This is a genomic window from Amycolatopsis sp. FDAARGOS 1241, assembly GCF_016889705.1.
Lineage (GTDB): Bacteria > Actinomycetota > Actinomycetes > Mycobacteriales > Pseudonocardiaceae > Amycolatopsis.
In genome coordinates this window covers 890873-904858 of record NZ_CP069526.1, presented here as the reverse complement: position 1 = coordinate 904858, position 13986 = coordinate 890873, and the positions used below count along the sequence as shown (strand labels likewise).

The 13986-nt window shown below is 71.0% G+C and carries 12 protein-coding genes and 1 riboswitch; of the genes, 5 read left to right on the top strand and 7 right to left on the bottom strand.

Annotated features, from left to right (window positions below; genetic code table 11):
* The gene (locus tag I6J71_RS04350; protein ID WP_204093545.1) at positions 1-1335 is read right to left on the bottom strand and encodes a cell wall metabolism sensor histidine kinase WalK; all 1335 of its coding nucleotides are present in this window, start codon (positions 1333-1335) and stop codon (positions 1-3) included.
* Positions 1332-2030: a response regulator transcription factor gene (locus I6J71_RS04345; RefSeq protein ID WP_204093544.1), complete on the bottom strand. Its 699-nt coding sequence runs from the start codon at positions 2028-2030 to the stop codon at positions 1332-1334. The genes I6J71_RS04350 and I6J71_RS04345 overlap by 4 nt, the downstream gene beginning before the upstream one ends.
* Before the next feature lie 156 nt (positions 2031-2186).
* Here I6J71_RS04345 and I6J71_RS04340 point away from each other — a divergent pair, with 156 nt between their 5' ends.
* The 3 genes from I6J71_RS04340 to I6J71_RS04330 all read left to right on the top strand — a co-directional run bounded on the left by I6J71_RS04340 (position 2187) and on the right by I6J71_RS04330 (position 5228).
* On the top strand, positions 2187-3272 hold the full coding sequence (locus I6J71_RS04340; protein WP_204093543.1) for an outer membrane lipoprotein carrier protein LolA: 1086 nt from the start codon (positions 2187-2189) through the stop codon (positions 3270-3272).
* Between the two features lie 5 nt (positions 3273-3277).
* Positions 3278-4276 carry an ABC transporter ATP-binding protein gene (locus tag I6J71_RS04335; protein WP_239155264.1) on the top strand — a complete coding sequence of 333 codons (999 nt, stop codon included), beginning with the start codon at positions 3278-3280 and terminating at the stop codon, positions 4274-4276.
* Between the two features lie 73 nt (positions 4277-4349).
* The gene (locus tag I6J71_RS04330) at positions 4350-5228 is read left to right on the top strand and encodes an ABC transporter permease (RefSeq protein WP_204093542.1); all 879 of its coding nucleotides are present in this window, start codon (positions 4350-4352) and stop codon (positions 5226-5228) included.
* 7 nt (positions 5229-5235) lie between these two features.
* On the opposite strand, the gene I6J71_RS04325 is transcribed toward I6J71_RS04330, so the two are convergent.
* From I6J71_RS04325 to I6J71_RS04315, 3 genes are read right to left on the bottom strand one after another with little or no spacing between them, the layout of a single operon-like run.
* Positions 5236-6252: an ABC transporter ATP-binding protein gene (locus I6J71_RS04325; protein WP_204093541.1), complete on the bottom strand. Its 1017-nt coding sequence runs from the start codon at positions 6250-6252 to the stop codon at positions 5236-5238.
* 1 nt (position 6253) lies between these two features.
* Positions 6254-7921: an iron ABC transporter permease gene (locus I6J71_RS04320; RefSeq protein WP_204093540.1), complete on the bottom strand. Its 1668-nt coding sequence runs from the start codon at positions 7919-7921 to the stop codon at positions 6254-6256.
* A complete protein-coding gene (locus I6J71_RS04315) occupies positions 7897-8955 on the bottom strand; it encodes a thiamine ABC transporter substrate binding subunit (RefSeq protein ID WP_204093539.1) in 1059 nt (352 codons plus the stop codon). Before I6J71_RS04315 ends, I6J71_RS04320 begins: the two co-directional genes overlap by 25 nt.
* Before the next feature lie 18 nt (positions 8956-8973).
* Positions 8974-9086: riboswitch (TPP riboswitch) on the bottom strand.
* Between the two features lie 32 nt (positions 9087-9118).
* On the opposite strand from I6J71_RS04315, the gene I6J71_RS04310 reads away from it, so the two are divergent.
* Positions 9119-9412: a 4a-hydroxytetrahydrobiopterin dehydratase gene (locus I6J71_RS04310; RefSeq protein WP_204093538.1), complete on the top strand. Its 294-nt coding sequence runs from the start codon at positions 9119-9121 to the stop codon at positions 9410-9412.
* A gap of 1089 nt (positions 9413-10501) precedes the next feature.
* On the opposite strand, the gene I6J71_RS04305 is transcribed toward I6J71_RS04310, so the two are convergent.
* Positions 10502-11425 (bottom strand): trans-aconitate 2-methyltransferase, encoded by a 924-nt coding sequence (locus I6J71_RS04305; protein ID WP_204093537.1) that lies wholly within the window; start codon positions 11423-11425, stop codon positions 10502-10504.
* Between the two features lie 335 nt (positions 11426-11760).
* Here I6J71_RS04305 and I6J71_RS04300 point away from each other — a divergent pair, with 335 nt between their 5' ends.
* Entirely contained in the window at positions 11761-13191 is a 1431-nt protein-coding gene (locus I6J71_RS04300; RefSeq protein WP_239154423.1) for a recombinase family protein, read from the top strand.
* Between the two features lie 97 nt (positions 13192-13288).
* On the opposite strand, the gene I6J71_RS04295 is transcribed toward I6J71_RS04300, so the two are convergent.
* Positions 13289-13972, bottom strand: a complete 684-nt coding sequence (locus I6J71_RS04295) for a creatininase family protein (protein WP_239154422.1) — start codon at positions 13970-13972, stop codon at positions 13289-13291.
* Positions 13973-13986: the final 14 nt, after the last annotated feature.

Here is a 13986-nt window from a genome sequence, read left to right as displayed (position 1 = left end):
TCAGCGGTCCGCTCGATCCCCCTGCGCGGCGCGCCAAGCGACCTCGAACCGGGCGCCGCCTTCGGGCGATTCGCCCACGCGCACGCGCCCGCCGCGGCGGCGCGCCGTCTCGGCGACCATCGCGAGCCCGAGTCCGGTCCCGCCGGAGGACCGCGCGCGGTCGTCTGCAACGCGGTAGAAGCGGTCGAACACCTTCGCCCGGTGCTCGGGGGCGATGCCGGGCCCGTCGTCGTCCACCACGACCCGCACGTGCGAGCGTGAGGCCAGCACGGACACCACGATCTGCCCGGTCGCGTACCGGCACGCGTTGCGCAGCAGGTTGTCCAGCACCAGCTCGACCTCCGAGTGGTTCCCGAGCGCCCACGCCTGCGCGACGGCCGCGCTCACCCGCGTCTCGGGCACCCCCGCGGGCAGCCGGTCGACGGCGGCGCGCACCTCCGTGACCAGCTCCACCGGTTCGGCGGGTGGCACCTCGCCGGCGTCGGAGCGCGCGAGCGAGAGCAGGCCGTCGAGCAGTGCCGACAGCCGTTCGGCCTCGGCGAGGATGTCCGTCAGCGTCTCCTGCGCCAGCTCGGGGTCCGGGTTCGCGACGGCGACCTCGGCCTGCACCCGGATCGACGCGACGGGCGAACGCAGCTCGTGCGCCGCGTCGCCGGTGAAGCGGCGCAGGCGGCCGCTGGCCTCGTCCTGGCGGACCAGCAGCGCGTTGAACTCCTCCGCCAGCGCGCGCAGCTCGTCGTGCGACGTCGGCAGCGGCAGCCGCGAACCCGGCGGCAGCGACCGCACCAGCGCGCGCATCCGCGCGACCGGCCGCAGCGCGAACCGCACCACGAGCCACGTCGCCAGTCCCGCCACCACGGCCCCGAAGAGCGCGACGACGACCAGCCACAACCCGCCGTAGTGCACCGCCGCCGCGAAACCCACCTGTCCGGCGCCCGCGACGACGAGCCGCTGGCTGCCGTCCGGCGCGCTCACGACCTGGCCCCGCCAGCGCGAGCCGTCGGCCTGCACCGCCACACCGGCTTTGAGCTGCCGGACCGCGCCGTCGTCAAGCTGCGGGCGGGCCCGGCCGTCGACCGGTGCACCCGAAATGTCCAGCACGCGCACGGAAACCGGGTCGGCTGCGGCGAGCGGACGCCCGGCCGCGACGTCCGCCGTTGCCGGTCCGAGCGCGGAAGTGAGCTCGCGGTCCACCGAGTCGACGAGCAACGGCTCGAGCCGGCTGGCGGCGAGCACCGCGAGGCCGAGCAGGCACGCGAGCGTGATCGTCGTGGCCAGGACGGTGATCCGGACCTGGAGCGACCGGCCCCGCCACCAGGACGGCGAGCCGATCACCTGACCTCGTCGAGCTGTGAGTCGGACGCGAGGTAACCGTGGCCGCGCACGGTCCGCAGCAGCGACCCGGCGCCGACGGCGTCGAGCTTGCGCCGCACGTACCCCACGTAGACCTCGACGAGGTTGCGCGTCACGGCCTGCTCCTCGCCCCACACCGCGCGAAGCAGCTCGTCTTTGGTGACCACCGTGCCGGCGCGGCTCACAAGCACCTCCAGCAGCCCGAATTCGCGCGGCGAGAGCGGCACCTCCGCGCCGTCCCAGCGCACCTGCCGCAGCGCGCGGTCGACCTCCAGCGCTCCGAGCCGCAGCGGGCCGCGCGACGCGTCCGGCCCCGCGCGGCGCAGCACGGCCCGCAGCTGAGCGACCAGCACGACGAAGGAGAACGGCTTCACGACGTAGCCGTCGGCGCCGAGGTCCAGGCCGTCGGCCTGGTCGATCTCGCCGTCCTTGGCCGACACCAGCAGCACCGGCGTCGTCACGTGCTCCGCGCGCAGCTGCTGCAGCACGCGATAACCGGACAAGCCGGGCAGCATGATGTCGAGCAGCACCACGTCGAACGCGCCGGTGCGCGCGAGCTGCAGCCCGCTCGGCCCGTCGGCGGCCGTGACCACGTCCATGTCCTCCGCGCGCAGGCCGCGTTGCAGCGCCTTGCGCACGCCCGGCTCGTCGTCGACCACCAGCACCCGAGGTTTCACAGGTTCATCATGGCCGGTTCGCGCTGGTGGCGCCGGGGCTCTCAGCGCGATCTCAGCCGCGCGGGCCCAGCATTCAGGGGTATCTCAGCCTCGGGGGTGAAGCCTCGGTCCCGGGAGCCGAGCACACTGGGGCTCGGGAACACAGGGAGAGACGACATGGATCCGAAGAAGAAGGCGATCACGGCGGCCGTGGTCGGCACGGCTTTGGGGGTCGGGGGGCTCGTCGTGGTCGCGATGCCGGCCTCGGCGGGTGACGCGCCGAAGCTGCCGGCGATCAGCGCCGAGGACCTCGTGCAGTCGGTGATGACGGCGAACCCCGGCCCGTTCGACGGCGCCGTGAGCGTGAGCAACGACCTCGGTCTGCCTGCCGTGGGCTCGGCGATCCCGGGCGCGGGAGCGCTCAACATCGACTCCGCGCACGTCTACACCGACGGCGCGGGCAAGGCGAAGGTGTCGCTGACGAACGGGGCGTCGCAGGAGACGATCGTGCGTGACGGCACGACGGTGTGGGACTACAAGTCGGCCACCAACTCGGCCACGAAGACCACCATCCCGGCCGACATCGCCACCAAGCACGACCTCAGCGCCGACCAGATGGCCGACCCGGCCACGGCGACGAAGGAACTGCTCGCGAAGGTGCGCGAAAACAGCACGGTGTCGGTCGACGGCACGGCCAACGTGGCCGACCGCCCGGCGTACGAGCTCGTGCTCACGCCGAAGCCGACCGAGCGCACACTGCTGCGCGAGATCCGCGTGGCCGTCGACTCACAGACGCGCATGCCGCTGCGGCTTTCCGTGCTGAGCAACGGAACCACGTCGCCCGCGCTGCAGATCGCGTTCAGCGACATCCGGTTCGCGCAGCAGCCGGCCGGCCTGTTCACCTTCACTCCGCCGCAGGGCGCCAAGGTCACCGAGAAGACCGCGAAGGTCGACGACCAGGCCAGGGCGATGGCGAACGAGGCCAAGCAGGACACCAAGCTCGTCGGCGACGGCTGGGACACCGTCATCACGGGCAAGGTGCCGGCCGACGCGCTCGCACCGAAGAAGGCCAACGCCGGCGAGGGCCGCAACGCCGACCCGCAGCAGCTGCTGAGCCGCTTCGGCAAGCGCGTGAGCGGCACCTGGGGCAGCGGTTACCTGTTCACGACCAAGGTCGGCGGCGCCGTGCTGACCGACGACGGGCGGTTCGCCGCCGGTGCGGTGCCGGAGCAGGTGCTGTACGAAGCTCTGGGCCAGAAGTGACCGAGATCCAGACCGAACTGGTCGAAGCCGGGGCGGGCATCTCCCAGGAGGTGCCCGCCCCTGCGGTCCCGCTCGCCGCGCGCACCCGCGGGCTGCGCAAGGTCTACCGCGGCACGATCGCGGTGGACCACGTCGACCTCGACGTGCCCGAAGGCGCGGTGCTCGGGATGCTCGGGCCCAACGGTTCGGGCAAGACCACGACGATCCGCATGCTGCTGGGCCTGGTGCGGCCCACCGAGGGTGAGGTCGAGCTGCTCGGTCGCCCGATGCCTGACGGCGCGGCGCACGCGCTGCCCGACGTCGGCGCGCTGGTGGAGGGCCCGGGTTTCCACCCGTTCCTCTCCGGCCGCGACAACCTGCTGCGTTTCGCGGCCGCCGAGCCGCGCCTGGCGTCTTCGGCGATCGACGGGGCCGTGGACGCGGCGCTGGAGCGCGTGGGACTCACCGGCGCCGCGCGGCGCCGGTACAAGGGCTACTCGCTCGGCATGAAGCAGCGGCTCGGGCTCGCGTCCGCGCTGCTGGTGCCGCGCAAGATGGTGGTGCTCGACGAGCCGACCAACGGCCTCGACCCCGCCGGCACGCGCGAGATCCGCCGGATCATCGGCGAACTGCACGCCGAGGGCGTCACCGTGCTCGTGTCGTCGCACCTGCTGGCCGAGGTCGAGGCGACGTGCACGCACGTCGCGGTGCTGCAGGCGGGCACCGTCGTGGCGCAGGGCGAGCTGGCCGAACTGCTGGAGTCGGGCAACGCGGCGCTGCTGGTGCGCACGCCGGACGCCGAACACGCCGTGGAACTGCTGCGGGAGAACCGCATCGGGGCGCGCCTGACGCCCGACGGCGTCCGCGCGGACCTCACCGCCACGCCCGCGCCGCGGGTGCTGCAGGTGCTCGTCGGCGCCGGAGTCGAGGTGCACGAGGCGACGCGCGCCCGCACCGGACTGGAGGACCTGTTCGCGCGGCTCACCGAGGGCGCGAACGGTGCCGAGGACGAGGGGGACGCATGAGCACCGCCGACGTAACTCACTCCCGCGGAGGCGGCATGAGCACCGCCGACGTACTCACTCCCGCGGAGGCGGCATGAGCACCGCGACGCTCACGGCTCCCGTGAGCCGCACCGGCCACGACACGGTGCCGCTGCCGCGGCTCGTCGCGGCCGAGCTGCGCTGGATCTTCCGCCGCCCCCGCACGCTCGCCGTGCTCGGGTTGCTGGCGATCATCCCCATCGTGATCGGCATCGGTCTCACGCTGGTCAGCGAGGGCGGGCCCGACGGCGGACCGGCCGACGGTGACGCGGCGCTGCTCGCGTCCGCCGTGAACAACGCGCTGGTGCTGCCCATCGCGGCGCTGGTGATGACGCTGGCTCTGCTGCTGCCGCTGGCCTCGGCCATGGCCGGCGCCGACGCGATCGCCGGCGAAGCTGCCCACGGCACGTTGCGCGGCTGGCTCATCGCGCCCGTCAGCCGCGGCCGGCTGCTGGTCGTGAAGGCCTTCGGCGTCGCGACCGCGTGCGTGGTCGCCGTGTTGGCGATGTGCGTGACGGGGGTGGTGACCGGGCTGATCATCAACGGCACCGGTTCGCTGTTCACGCTGTCCGGCACGACGTTGTCGCTCGGCGGCGCACTGGTGCGGATCCTGCTCGTGGCGGGCTGGATCGTGCTGCAGCTGTGGGCCGTCGGGGCGGTCGCGCTGGCCGTGTCCAGCTTCACCGAGCACCCGATGCTCGTGGTGGCCTCGGTGCTGGCCGGCGACATCCTGTTCACGATCCTCGGGTTCCTGACCTCGCTCGACTGGCTGCACCCGTTCCTGCTCACGCACAACTGGAGCGAGGCGCCGACGGAAGTCCTGATGGACCCGATCTCGGGATCGATGCTCGGCGAAGGCGCACTGCGCGCCGCCTGCTACATCGTGGTCGGCCTGTCCATCGCCTACGGCCGGCTCGCCACGCGCGACGGCTGACGGGGGTTCAGCCGACGACGGCGATCCCGTCGGGGTCGAGCTCCAGCCGGACGGGATCGCCGGCGCGCAGGTCCGCGGTCACGGGTGCGACGGCGTCCACCGTGTCCTTTTCGGACGCTTCGAGGTGCACGACGAGCCGCACGTGTTCGCGGCGGTGCACGGCGGCCGCCACTTCGCCCGCGACGCCGGCTGCGGCCACGCGCAACGCGTGCGGCCGCAGGCCGAGCCGGACCGGCCCGTCGACGACGTCGGGCAGCACGACATCACCGAGGTCCGTGTGCACCACGCCGCCGACCGCGACGCCGGTGACGAACGAGGTGGTGCCGAGGAACCTGGCGACGTTGTCGTCCGCCGGATTTCGCCACACGGACCGCACCGCGCCCTCCTGGCGGATCTCGCCGGTGTCGAGCACGGCGACCCGGTCGGCGAGCGTGAACGCCTCCTCCTGGTCGTGCGTGACGAGCAGCGCGGTGATCTTGCTGCGCCGCAACAGATCCGCGAGATCGATGGCCAGCTGCTCGCGCAAGCCCGCATCGAGGCCCGAGAGCGGTTCGTCGAGCAGCAGCAGGCGTGGTTCGGGCGCGAGAGCGCGGGCCAGCGCGACGCGTTGCGCCTGACCGCCGGAGAGCTCCGTGACGCGCCGGTGCTCGTACCCGGCGAGTCCGACGAGCGCGAGCAGCTCCTTCACCCGCGCGGTTTGCCGGGCCTTCGGCACGCTGTGCATGCGCAAGCCGAAGGCGATGTTGGCGGCGACGTCGCGGTGCGGGAAGAGCTGCCCGTCCTGGAACACCAGCCCGAAGCCGCGACGGTGCACCGGGACGTCGGCGAGGTCGGTGCCGTCCCAGCTCACGGAACCGGCGGTGGCGGGTTCGAGGCCGGTGATGGCGCGCAGCAGCGTCGACTTGCCCGAGCCGGACGGGCCGAGCAGTGCGAGCACCTCGCCGTCGGCGATGTCGAGGCGCGCGTCGCGCACCGCGGCGAACGAGCCGTAGTGGACGGTCAGATCCCGGACGGTCAAAGCCACGTCAGAACTCCCCCACTGAGCTGTGCGCACGCAAACCGTGCCCACGCAAACCGTGCCCACGCACGGACCCCAACCGGTCGATCAGCGCGACGGCCACCACGGTCACGACCATGAGCAGCGCGCACGCTGCGTACGCCATCTGGTTGTTGAGCTCCCCCGGGCGGGAGATGAGCGTCGCGACGGCCACCGGCAGCGTCGGCGCGTCCGGCCGGGCGAGGAAGCTCGTGGCGCCGAACTCGCCGAGCGCCACGACGAAGCCGAACCCGGCGGCGGCGACGAGCGAGCGCGCGGTGAGCGGCAGGTCGACTTCTCGCCACACGCGCGCTGGGCTCGCGCCGAGCGTCGCCGCAGCTTGGCGCAGCCGCACGTCGACGGCCCGCAGCACCGGCAGGATCATCCGCACGACCAGCGGGATGATCACGAGCGCCTGCGCCAGCGGCACGAGCATGGGCGACGTGCGCAGGTCGCCGGGCAGCGCGTCGAGCGTCACGAGGTAACCGAAGCCGACGGTCACGGCGGAGACGCCGAGGGGCAGCATGAGCGCGGCGTCCATCGTCTCGCCCATCCCGCGCGCGAGCCGTCCCGGTGACCGGCGCAGGGCCACGAGGACGACACTCGCGACGACGCCGACGGCCATCGCCAGCAGAGTCGCATCGGTGGCCGCGGCGAGCGAATTCTGGGCGGCGACCCAGCCGGACACCTGCAGCGCGTCGTTCGCACCCGTGGTGGCGAGTGCGCGGTAGCCGGCGAGACTCCAGCCGTCCGGTGTGGACAGTGATGCCACGAGCAGGGCGACGATCGGCGTCATCAGCAGGGCGACGACGAGCGTGGCCGCGCCGACGGTCCACCACTCGGCGTTCCGCGGGCGGCGAGGCGCGGCTTGCTTGAGCTTCCCGGCGTTCTCGCGGCGGCGGCGCGCGACGGCCCCGACCGCCAGCGCGGCGAGCACGGCGGCGAACTGGATCAGCGACAGCGCGGCGGCGCCGGAGAGATCCAGCAGATCGACCGTGCGCAGGTAGATCTCCGTCTCGAGCGTGCGGTAGCGGCCGCCGCCGAGAATGAGCACCACGCCGAAACTGGTGGCGCAGAACAGGAACACGACCGCGGCGGCCGACGCGACGGCCGGGGCGAGCGCGGGCAGCGTCACCGTGCGGAACGCGCGCCACGGCGAGGCACCCAGGGCTCGGGCGGCCTCCGTCGCTCGCGGGTCGAGGTGAGCCCACAGCCCGGCGACGGTCCGGGCGACCACGGCGACGTTGAAGAACGCGTTGGCCAGCACCAGCGGCAGCACACCGCCATCGGGCCACAGCGCGCGGAACGCGAGCCCGACCACCACCGTGGGCAGCACGAACGGCACCAGCACCAGCGTGCGCGCGAGCCCGACGCCGGGCAGCCTCACGCGCGCGAGCACGTACGCCACTGGCAGCCCCGCGACCAGGGCGACGACCGTCGACGCGGCGGCGCTGACGAGCGTGAACGCGGCGAGCTGCCACGTCTGCGCGTCGGCCAGGACCGTGTCGACGCCACCCGCGGAGAAGCCGCGGCCGAGGATCGCGACGACCGGCCACGCGAAGAAAACGACCAGGAACGCGACGGGCAGGAGGCCGAGCAGCGCCAGGCCCGTGGTGCGCAGCCGGGCCGGTGTCACGCCCCCATGAGCGAGCGCCATGCACCGATCCACTTCTCCCGGCCGGCCTGGATCTGGTCGGCAGGCAGTGTCGCCGGGTTCTGCGGCAGCGGCGCGGCGGTGGTCCAGCCGGCGGGCAGGTCGACGCCCTCGCGGGCCGGGTAGACGTACATGTTGGCCGCAACTGTCGTCTGGAACTGCTGGGACAGCAGGAAATCGACGACCTTCTGCGCCTGCGGCACCTGCTTGCCGTTCGCGAGCACACCGGCGTACTCGATCTGGCGGAAGCACGTGTCGAGCAGGGCCTTGGTGCGCGGCTTGCCGTCGTCACCGAGCTCGGCGGCGGGCGAGGACGCGTAGGAGACGACGATGGGGCGCGGGCCCTTGCCCGACGAGCCGGAGAAGTCCTTGGTGTAGGCCTCTTCCCAGCCGCTGTCGATCTTCACGCCGTTGGCCTTCAGCTTCGTCCAGTAGTCCTGCCAACCCTGTTGGCCGAACTTCGCGACGGTGCCCAGCAGGAACGCCAGCCCCGGCGACGCGGTCGCGGCGCTTTCGGCGACGGTGAGGTCCTTGTACTTCGGATCGGTGAGGTCCTCGTAGCTCTTGGGCTCGGGCAGGTGGTGGGACGCGAAGTACCCGGTGTCGATGTTCACGCACACGTCGCCGACGTCGACGGCGGACACGCGGTGCTGCGGGTCCACCGAGTAGCGCTGCGGGCCGCGGTCGGCTTCGGGGCTGGTGTAGGCCTGGAAGACGCCCTCACTCAGCGCGCGCGAGGCGAACGTGTTGTCGACGCCGAACGCGACGTCGCCGATCGGGTTGGCCTTGGTGAGCACCAGCTTGTTGGTGAGCTCGCCCGCGTCGCCGGACTTGAGGATCTTCAGCTTGATGCCCGACTGGCGCTGAAACGCGTCGAGCACGTCCTGCGGTGCGGCGAACGAGTCGTGGGTGACGAGCGTGACCGTCGGGGTCTGCTGGGTGTCGCCACCCGTGCCGGCGCCGGACAGCGAGCACGCGCTCGCCAGCGCCGTGACCGTGGCCAGGGCCAGCACTGTGCGTGCGGTCCGCGGAATCATCTGCCCTCCTGTCGCCGTGTGCGGGAGAGCGGGCCTCCCTGCGCCGGCATGATCCGGAATCAGGTGCGAACGGTCGCGGGTCGCACACCCGCCTCTCAGCCCGGCTGCACCGGACTCCCGTGGCAACCGTGCAGCGTAGTCCAGTGCGCGTCACCATGGAGACATGGCGGAACTCCTGAGCGACTCCGAAGTCACTTCAGCGCTGTCTGCTGCCCCCGATTGGCAGCTCGACGGCGCCTCCATCGTCCGCACAGCCGACCTCCCCTCCTTTGCGGCCGCCATCGCGGCGGTCACGCGCGTGGGGTTCTTCGCGGAAGCGGCGGACCACCACCCGGACATCGACGTCCGCTGGCGCACCGTCACATTCCGGCTGAGCACCCACTCGGCGGGCGGCCTCACCGCGAAGGACTTCGCGCTGGCGGGACAGATCGACCAGGTGCTCGCCGCGGCCGTGTGATCCCCGCAACGCCCGCGACACCGTTCCCGGCGTCGTGCGTCTCCCCTGCGTACAGCGTTTCGAGGGGAGCAAGGAATGACCCAGGCAATCGTCGTGGGAGCCATCTCGTTCGGCCTGATGGTGGCCGCCGCCGGGGGCGTGCTGTGGCACACCGCGCGCACCCGCCGTGATCTGGAGCACAGGCAGTAACACCGGCGTAGATCAAGGCGCTATCCCAGCGGAATCTTCGGCACTCGCCCCGCTAGGACACGCGATGAACAACTCGTCCGCCACCCTCTCCGCCACCCAGCGCGCCTGGATCACGATGTTCGCCACGGCGTTCACCCTGGGTGCCCTGATCGTCCTCGGCCTGCTCGGCTGAAGTCGTCGCCGCGGCAGCCACCCTGCGCCTGGTTGCCGCGGCGCGTGAGCCCTTGGCCTGAACTAGGTCTCAGGCCAGGGGCGCTTTTCAGTGTCGTGGGTCGCGGCGAGTCGGCGCGATCGAGCATCGGGTGCAGCTGCGGCATCCGGGCGTGCTCGCCGCCGTGCGGCGCGCGTCGAACCCGGAGAGCCGGCACGAATCCAGAGCTGCCGAGTGTCAGCCGCTGCGCATCCGCACTGAATCGGGTCTGAACCGTTCGCAACAGCGGTTCGCCTCGCGCCGACTCACCGGTATGAGGCACCCCGTATCCGCCGTGGTGGCCGCGCTGTGTCTGGCTGCCGGAGCGTGCGGCGGACCCGCAGATCCAGCGCCTACGGCTCCACTGTCGAGCTCGGTCCCGCCCGTTGCGCCGGTCCGCCCCGAGCGAGCCGACGTCAACGCCGACCACCCGAACAGCGCCCAGCAGTCCGGCACCGCCGAGCACCAAGGCGACGTCGAGCACCCGGAAACCGACTCCGTCGCGCAAGCCCGCGGCCCGCGATACCGGCCCTGGCTGCGGGCAACGGGCGGTTGACAAGGGCAAATTCAACCCGAGCTGCAAGGAGTACCAGGGCTACCTGGACCCCCGGCGGTGCCCGGCGCGGCAAAACCTCGGGCGACCTCCAGTACGACTGGGCGTGCGAACAGGGCTTCCTGCCGAAGGACGAGTGCTGAGTCGACGCAGCACCTCAGTCGACGGGCCGGCGGCCGGCGACCAGCACCGGGCCGCCCGGGACCGTCGGGAACTGCTGCACCTCCCCGAGGCCCGCGGTCTCGAGGGCGGCCACCATGCGGGCGGAGTCGTAGGTGTTGCCGCCGTTGCGAACGGCGGTCCACCGGCCGACGGCGGCGCGCAGCGGGTCCGGCGGCGCCGGGTTCGTGCCGGCGACCACCCAGCCACCCGGGACGAGCGCGGTGATCAGGCGCGGCAGGGCCCGCAGGACGACGTCCTCGGTGAGGAACGGCACGGGCAACCAGACCAGGTCGTAGACGTCCACCTCGGCCACGTCGGCGACGTCCTGGTGCCGGACGGTCACCCGGTTCGCCGCCTCTCCGCCGTCGGCCAGTTCGGTCTTGGCCAGCTCCAGTGCGCGCTCCAGGACGTCGATCCCCGTGATCTCGGCCTGCGGCAGTGCGCGCACGAGGGCCAGCGCCAGCGCCACGATCCCGGTGCCGACGTCGAGCACCCGGCTGCCCGGCACCGCCAGGCGCTGTGGCAACCCTGCCAGCCGCGGCACGATCTTCGTGGCGAGCGCGCGCCCAGTGACCGCCGAAGCGCGGCCCTGGCTCAGCAGGACCTCGTCGCTCTGCGCCGACCAACCGGCGTGCCCCGCGTCCTCGCCGGCCGCCGCGGCCACCGCCTGGCGCAGGGAGCTCAGTTTCGCCGCGGCCACCCCAGCCGGCTCGGCCGTGGCCAACGACGGGTGCGGCACCAGCTCGTCACCGTCCCGCCGCACGAGGCCGGCCGCCTCGAGCACCGCCGTGCACTCGGGCGCCGCCGCGAGCACGTCCGCCCATGGCCGGTCCGCGGCCTCACGCTGCGTCGCCACCACCGCTGCGTACGCCCACACCGCCGCTTCCAGTGCGCTCACCGGGTCGGGTGAAGTCGGCATCGAAACTCCTCGCCTGTTCGTGGTCCTCCACAGAGGAGAACGAGGAACAGGGACGCGTTGGCCGGCCCGTTCGGGCAGCGCCGTTTCCTCGAATGGCGCTCAGTACGCTGCGAGGACGCCGAGCCCGCTCGCAGGTGGCGATTCCCGAAAGCGACCGCAGCTCGGCAGACGTTTCCGGCTGGAGCCGTCAGGCCGAACGAGGGCCGGTTGTCCTCGGCCCCCGTCGGTGTTGCGGCCGCCTGCTGGGCGAGTCAGACGTTGAAGCGGAACTCCACCGAGTTCCGATCTAGAATAACCTCATGTCGCAAGCTACCCGTGCAGCAATCTACCTGCGAGTGAGCCTCGACTTGACCGGAGAGGGACTCGCGGTTGAGCGACAACGCGAGGACTGCGAACGGATAGTTCGCAGCCGCGAGTGGTCGCTGGTTGAAACGTACGTGGACAACAGCATCAGCGCGACGGACAAGACGAAGGTTCGTCCCTCGTACGATCGAATGGTCGCCGACTTCAAGGCCAAGAGGTTCGACGCGCTTGTGTGCTGGGACCTCGACCGACTTACCCGCCAACCACGTCAACTCGAAGACTGGATCGACGCCGCCGAAGAGCAGGGCTTGCGGCTAGTGACGGCGAACGGCGAGGCAGACCTCTCCACAGATGGCGGGCGAATGTACGCGCGCATCAAGGCGGCAGTTGCGCGTGCCGAAGTCGAGCGGAAGGGCGCTCGACAGTCTCGAGCGCAGCAACAGCGAGCCAAGCAGGGACGACCACCGCGAGGGGTGCGCGCGACTGGGTACACACTCGACGGCGAGGTGATCGCTGCCGAAGCCCAAGCTGTCCGCGCCGTTTTCGAGGCATTCGCGACGGGAACCTCGCTCAAGGCGCTGGCTGCCGCATTGTCGGGGGCCGAACGGCTGACACGGGAGGTCGGCGACAAGACCCACATCCAGGTACTACCTGCGAGCGTGCCTGTTCTGCCCACGCGAAGTGGGCAACCCTGGAACCCGAGCACTGTCACGGGCATGCTGCGAAACCCGAGGTACGCCGGATGGAGCATGCTTGCTGGCGAGATCGTTCGCGACGAATCCGGGCGGCCCGTGCAGGGTCAGTGGGAGCCGATCGTGCAGGACAGCCTCTGGCTAGACGTACAGCGGCGCCTTGATGACCCCAAACGCAAGAGCAACAAGACTGGAACTGACCGAAAACATCTCGGCTCCGGCCTCTACCTGTGCGGCATCTGCGATCGCCCCGTCAAGGCACACAACGTGCGGTATCGGTGCGCGGGTCATGTGATGCGCACCCGTGCTGCGGTGGACGCCTTCGTCCTCGAAATTGTGCGCGCACGGCTCGCGCGACTGGACCTCTCGGACCTCCTGCCAACCGTCCAGGAGGCGGAAATCGACCAACTTCATGAGCAGATCGAGCAGGCGCGCGGACGAATTGAACGAGCTCGCGCAGACTACCGAGCAGAGCTGATCGACGGCCCGCTCTACAAAGAGATCAAGGCCGAAGCCGAGGCTTCGATCCAAAGACTCGACGCCGAACGCCTATCCCTCAGCGCCAGCCCCGCGACAGCAGCGATCCTGGCAGCCGAAGACCCCGTGGAAGCCTTCGACAACGCGGATCTTGCGACGCGCCGAGCGGTCATCGACATGCTCGCTGTGGTGCGTCTCTTTCCTGCGCCGAGAGGGTTGAAGGTGTTCAATCCAGACACTGTGAAGATCCAGCCCAGGGCACGAGCACGCGGGTTGCCGGCCACGGAGCCCTGACACGCGGACGGCAACATCTCGTCCCTGGGGGCACTGCAAACGGGGTGTCTCCTCCTGTAGACACCCCGTTTTGGATTCGTCCCCCAGACCCGTCGCCCTACGCCCTTAGGACTTCGAGGCGGGCCGCGAATGAGTCGGCGAGTGAGTCGAGGATGGCCACGCCCTTTGCTGCGGTCGCCGCCGATGGACGCCCGATGACGCCGCTGGTCGTGTACGCCTTCAAACCCGTGGTCAGCAGGTCGGGCCTGCTGTTCGCCTCGTGGTCAGCGTCCTGCCATCCGTCGCGGACCAGCTCGGGTGCCACACCCAGGAGGATGCTGGTCTCCCACTCCCCTGCATGCATGTCCTCGCTGGCCGTAGTCACGCACCCCGATCGACGACGTGCGGTTTCCACACTCTCGCGCTCCGGGAAAAATAGAACGCGCCTCTGGTTGACATTCAACTCCTGTATCACGTTCATAAGCACGTAGTTGCCCCCGTGCCCTGAGATGACAATCAACTTTTCAATGCCTGACCGGCGCAATGACTCGTGAATATCGACAATCACGCCGTATAAGGTGCGAGCGGACACGCTGACGGTTCCGACATGAAGGCCCTCATGTTCATGCGAGCAGCCCACCGTGATGGGTGGCAACTGAAGGAGCCCGTATTCACTGGCAAGCCGATCTGCGATTATGTGCGCAATAGCACTATCCGTGCTCAACGGAAGGTGGGGGCCGTGCTGCTCGTAACTGCCCACAGGTAACACAGCCACGTCGGCTGCCTTGCGTGACTCCTCCACAGCTGTGACGGTCG

Bases quoted from the DNA above. Each gene is read 5' to 3' on its own strand.
- I6J71_RS04310 (WP_204093538.1), top strand. From the start codon at position 9,119: ATGGCGGAACTCCTGAGCGACTCCGAAGTCACTTCAGCGCTGTCTGCT.
- I6J71_RS04320 (WP_204093540.1), bottom strand. From the start codon at position 7,921: ATGGCGCTCGCTCATGGGGGCGTGACACCGGCCCGGCTGCGCACCACG.
- I6J71_RS04330 (WP_204093542.1), top strand. From the start codon at position 4,350: ATGAGCACCGCGACGCTCACGGCTCCCGTGAGCCGCACCGGCCACGAC.
- I6J71_RS04340 (WP_204093543.1), top strand. From the start codon at position 2,187: ATGGATCCGAAGAAGAAGGCGATCACGGCGGCCGTGGTCGGCACGGCT.
- I6J71_RS04315 (WP_204093539.1), bottom strand. From the start codon at position 8,955: ATGATTCCGCGGACCGCACGCACAGTGCTGGCCCTGGCCACGGTCACG.
- I6J71_RS04305 (WP_204093537.1), bottom strand. From the start codon at position 11,425: ATGCCGACTTCACCCGACCCGGTGAGCGCACTGGAAGCGGCGGTGTGG.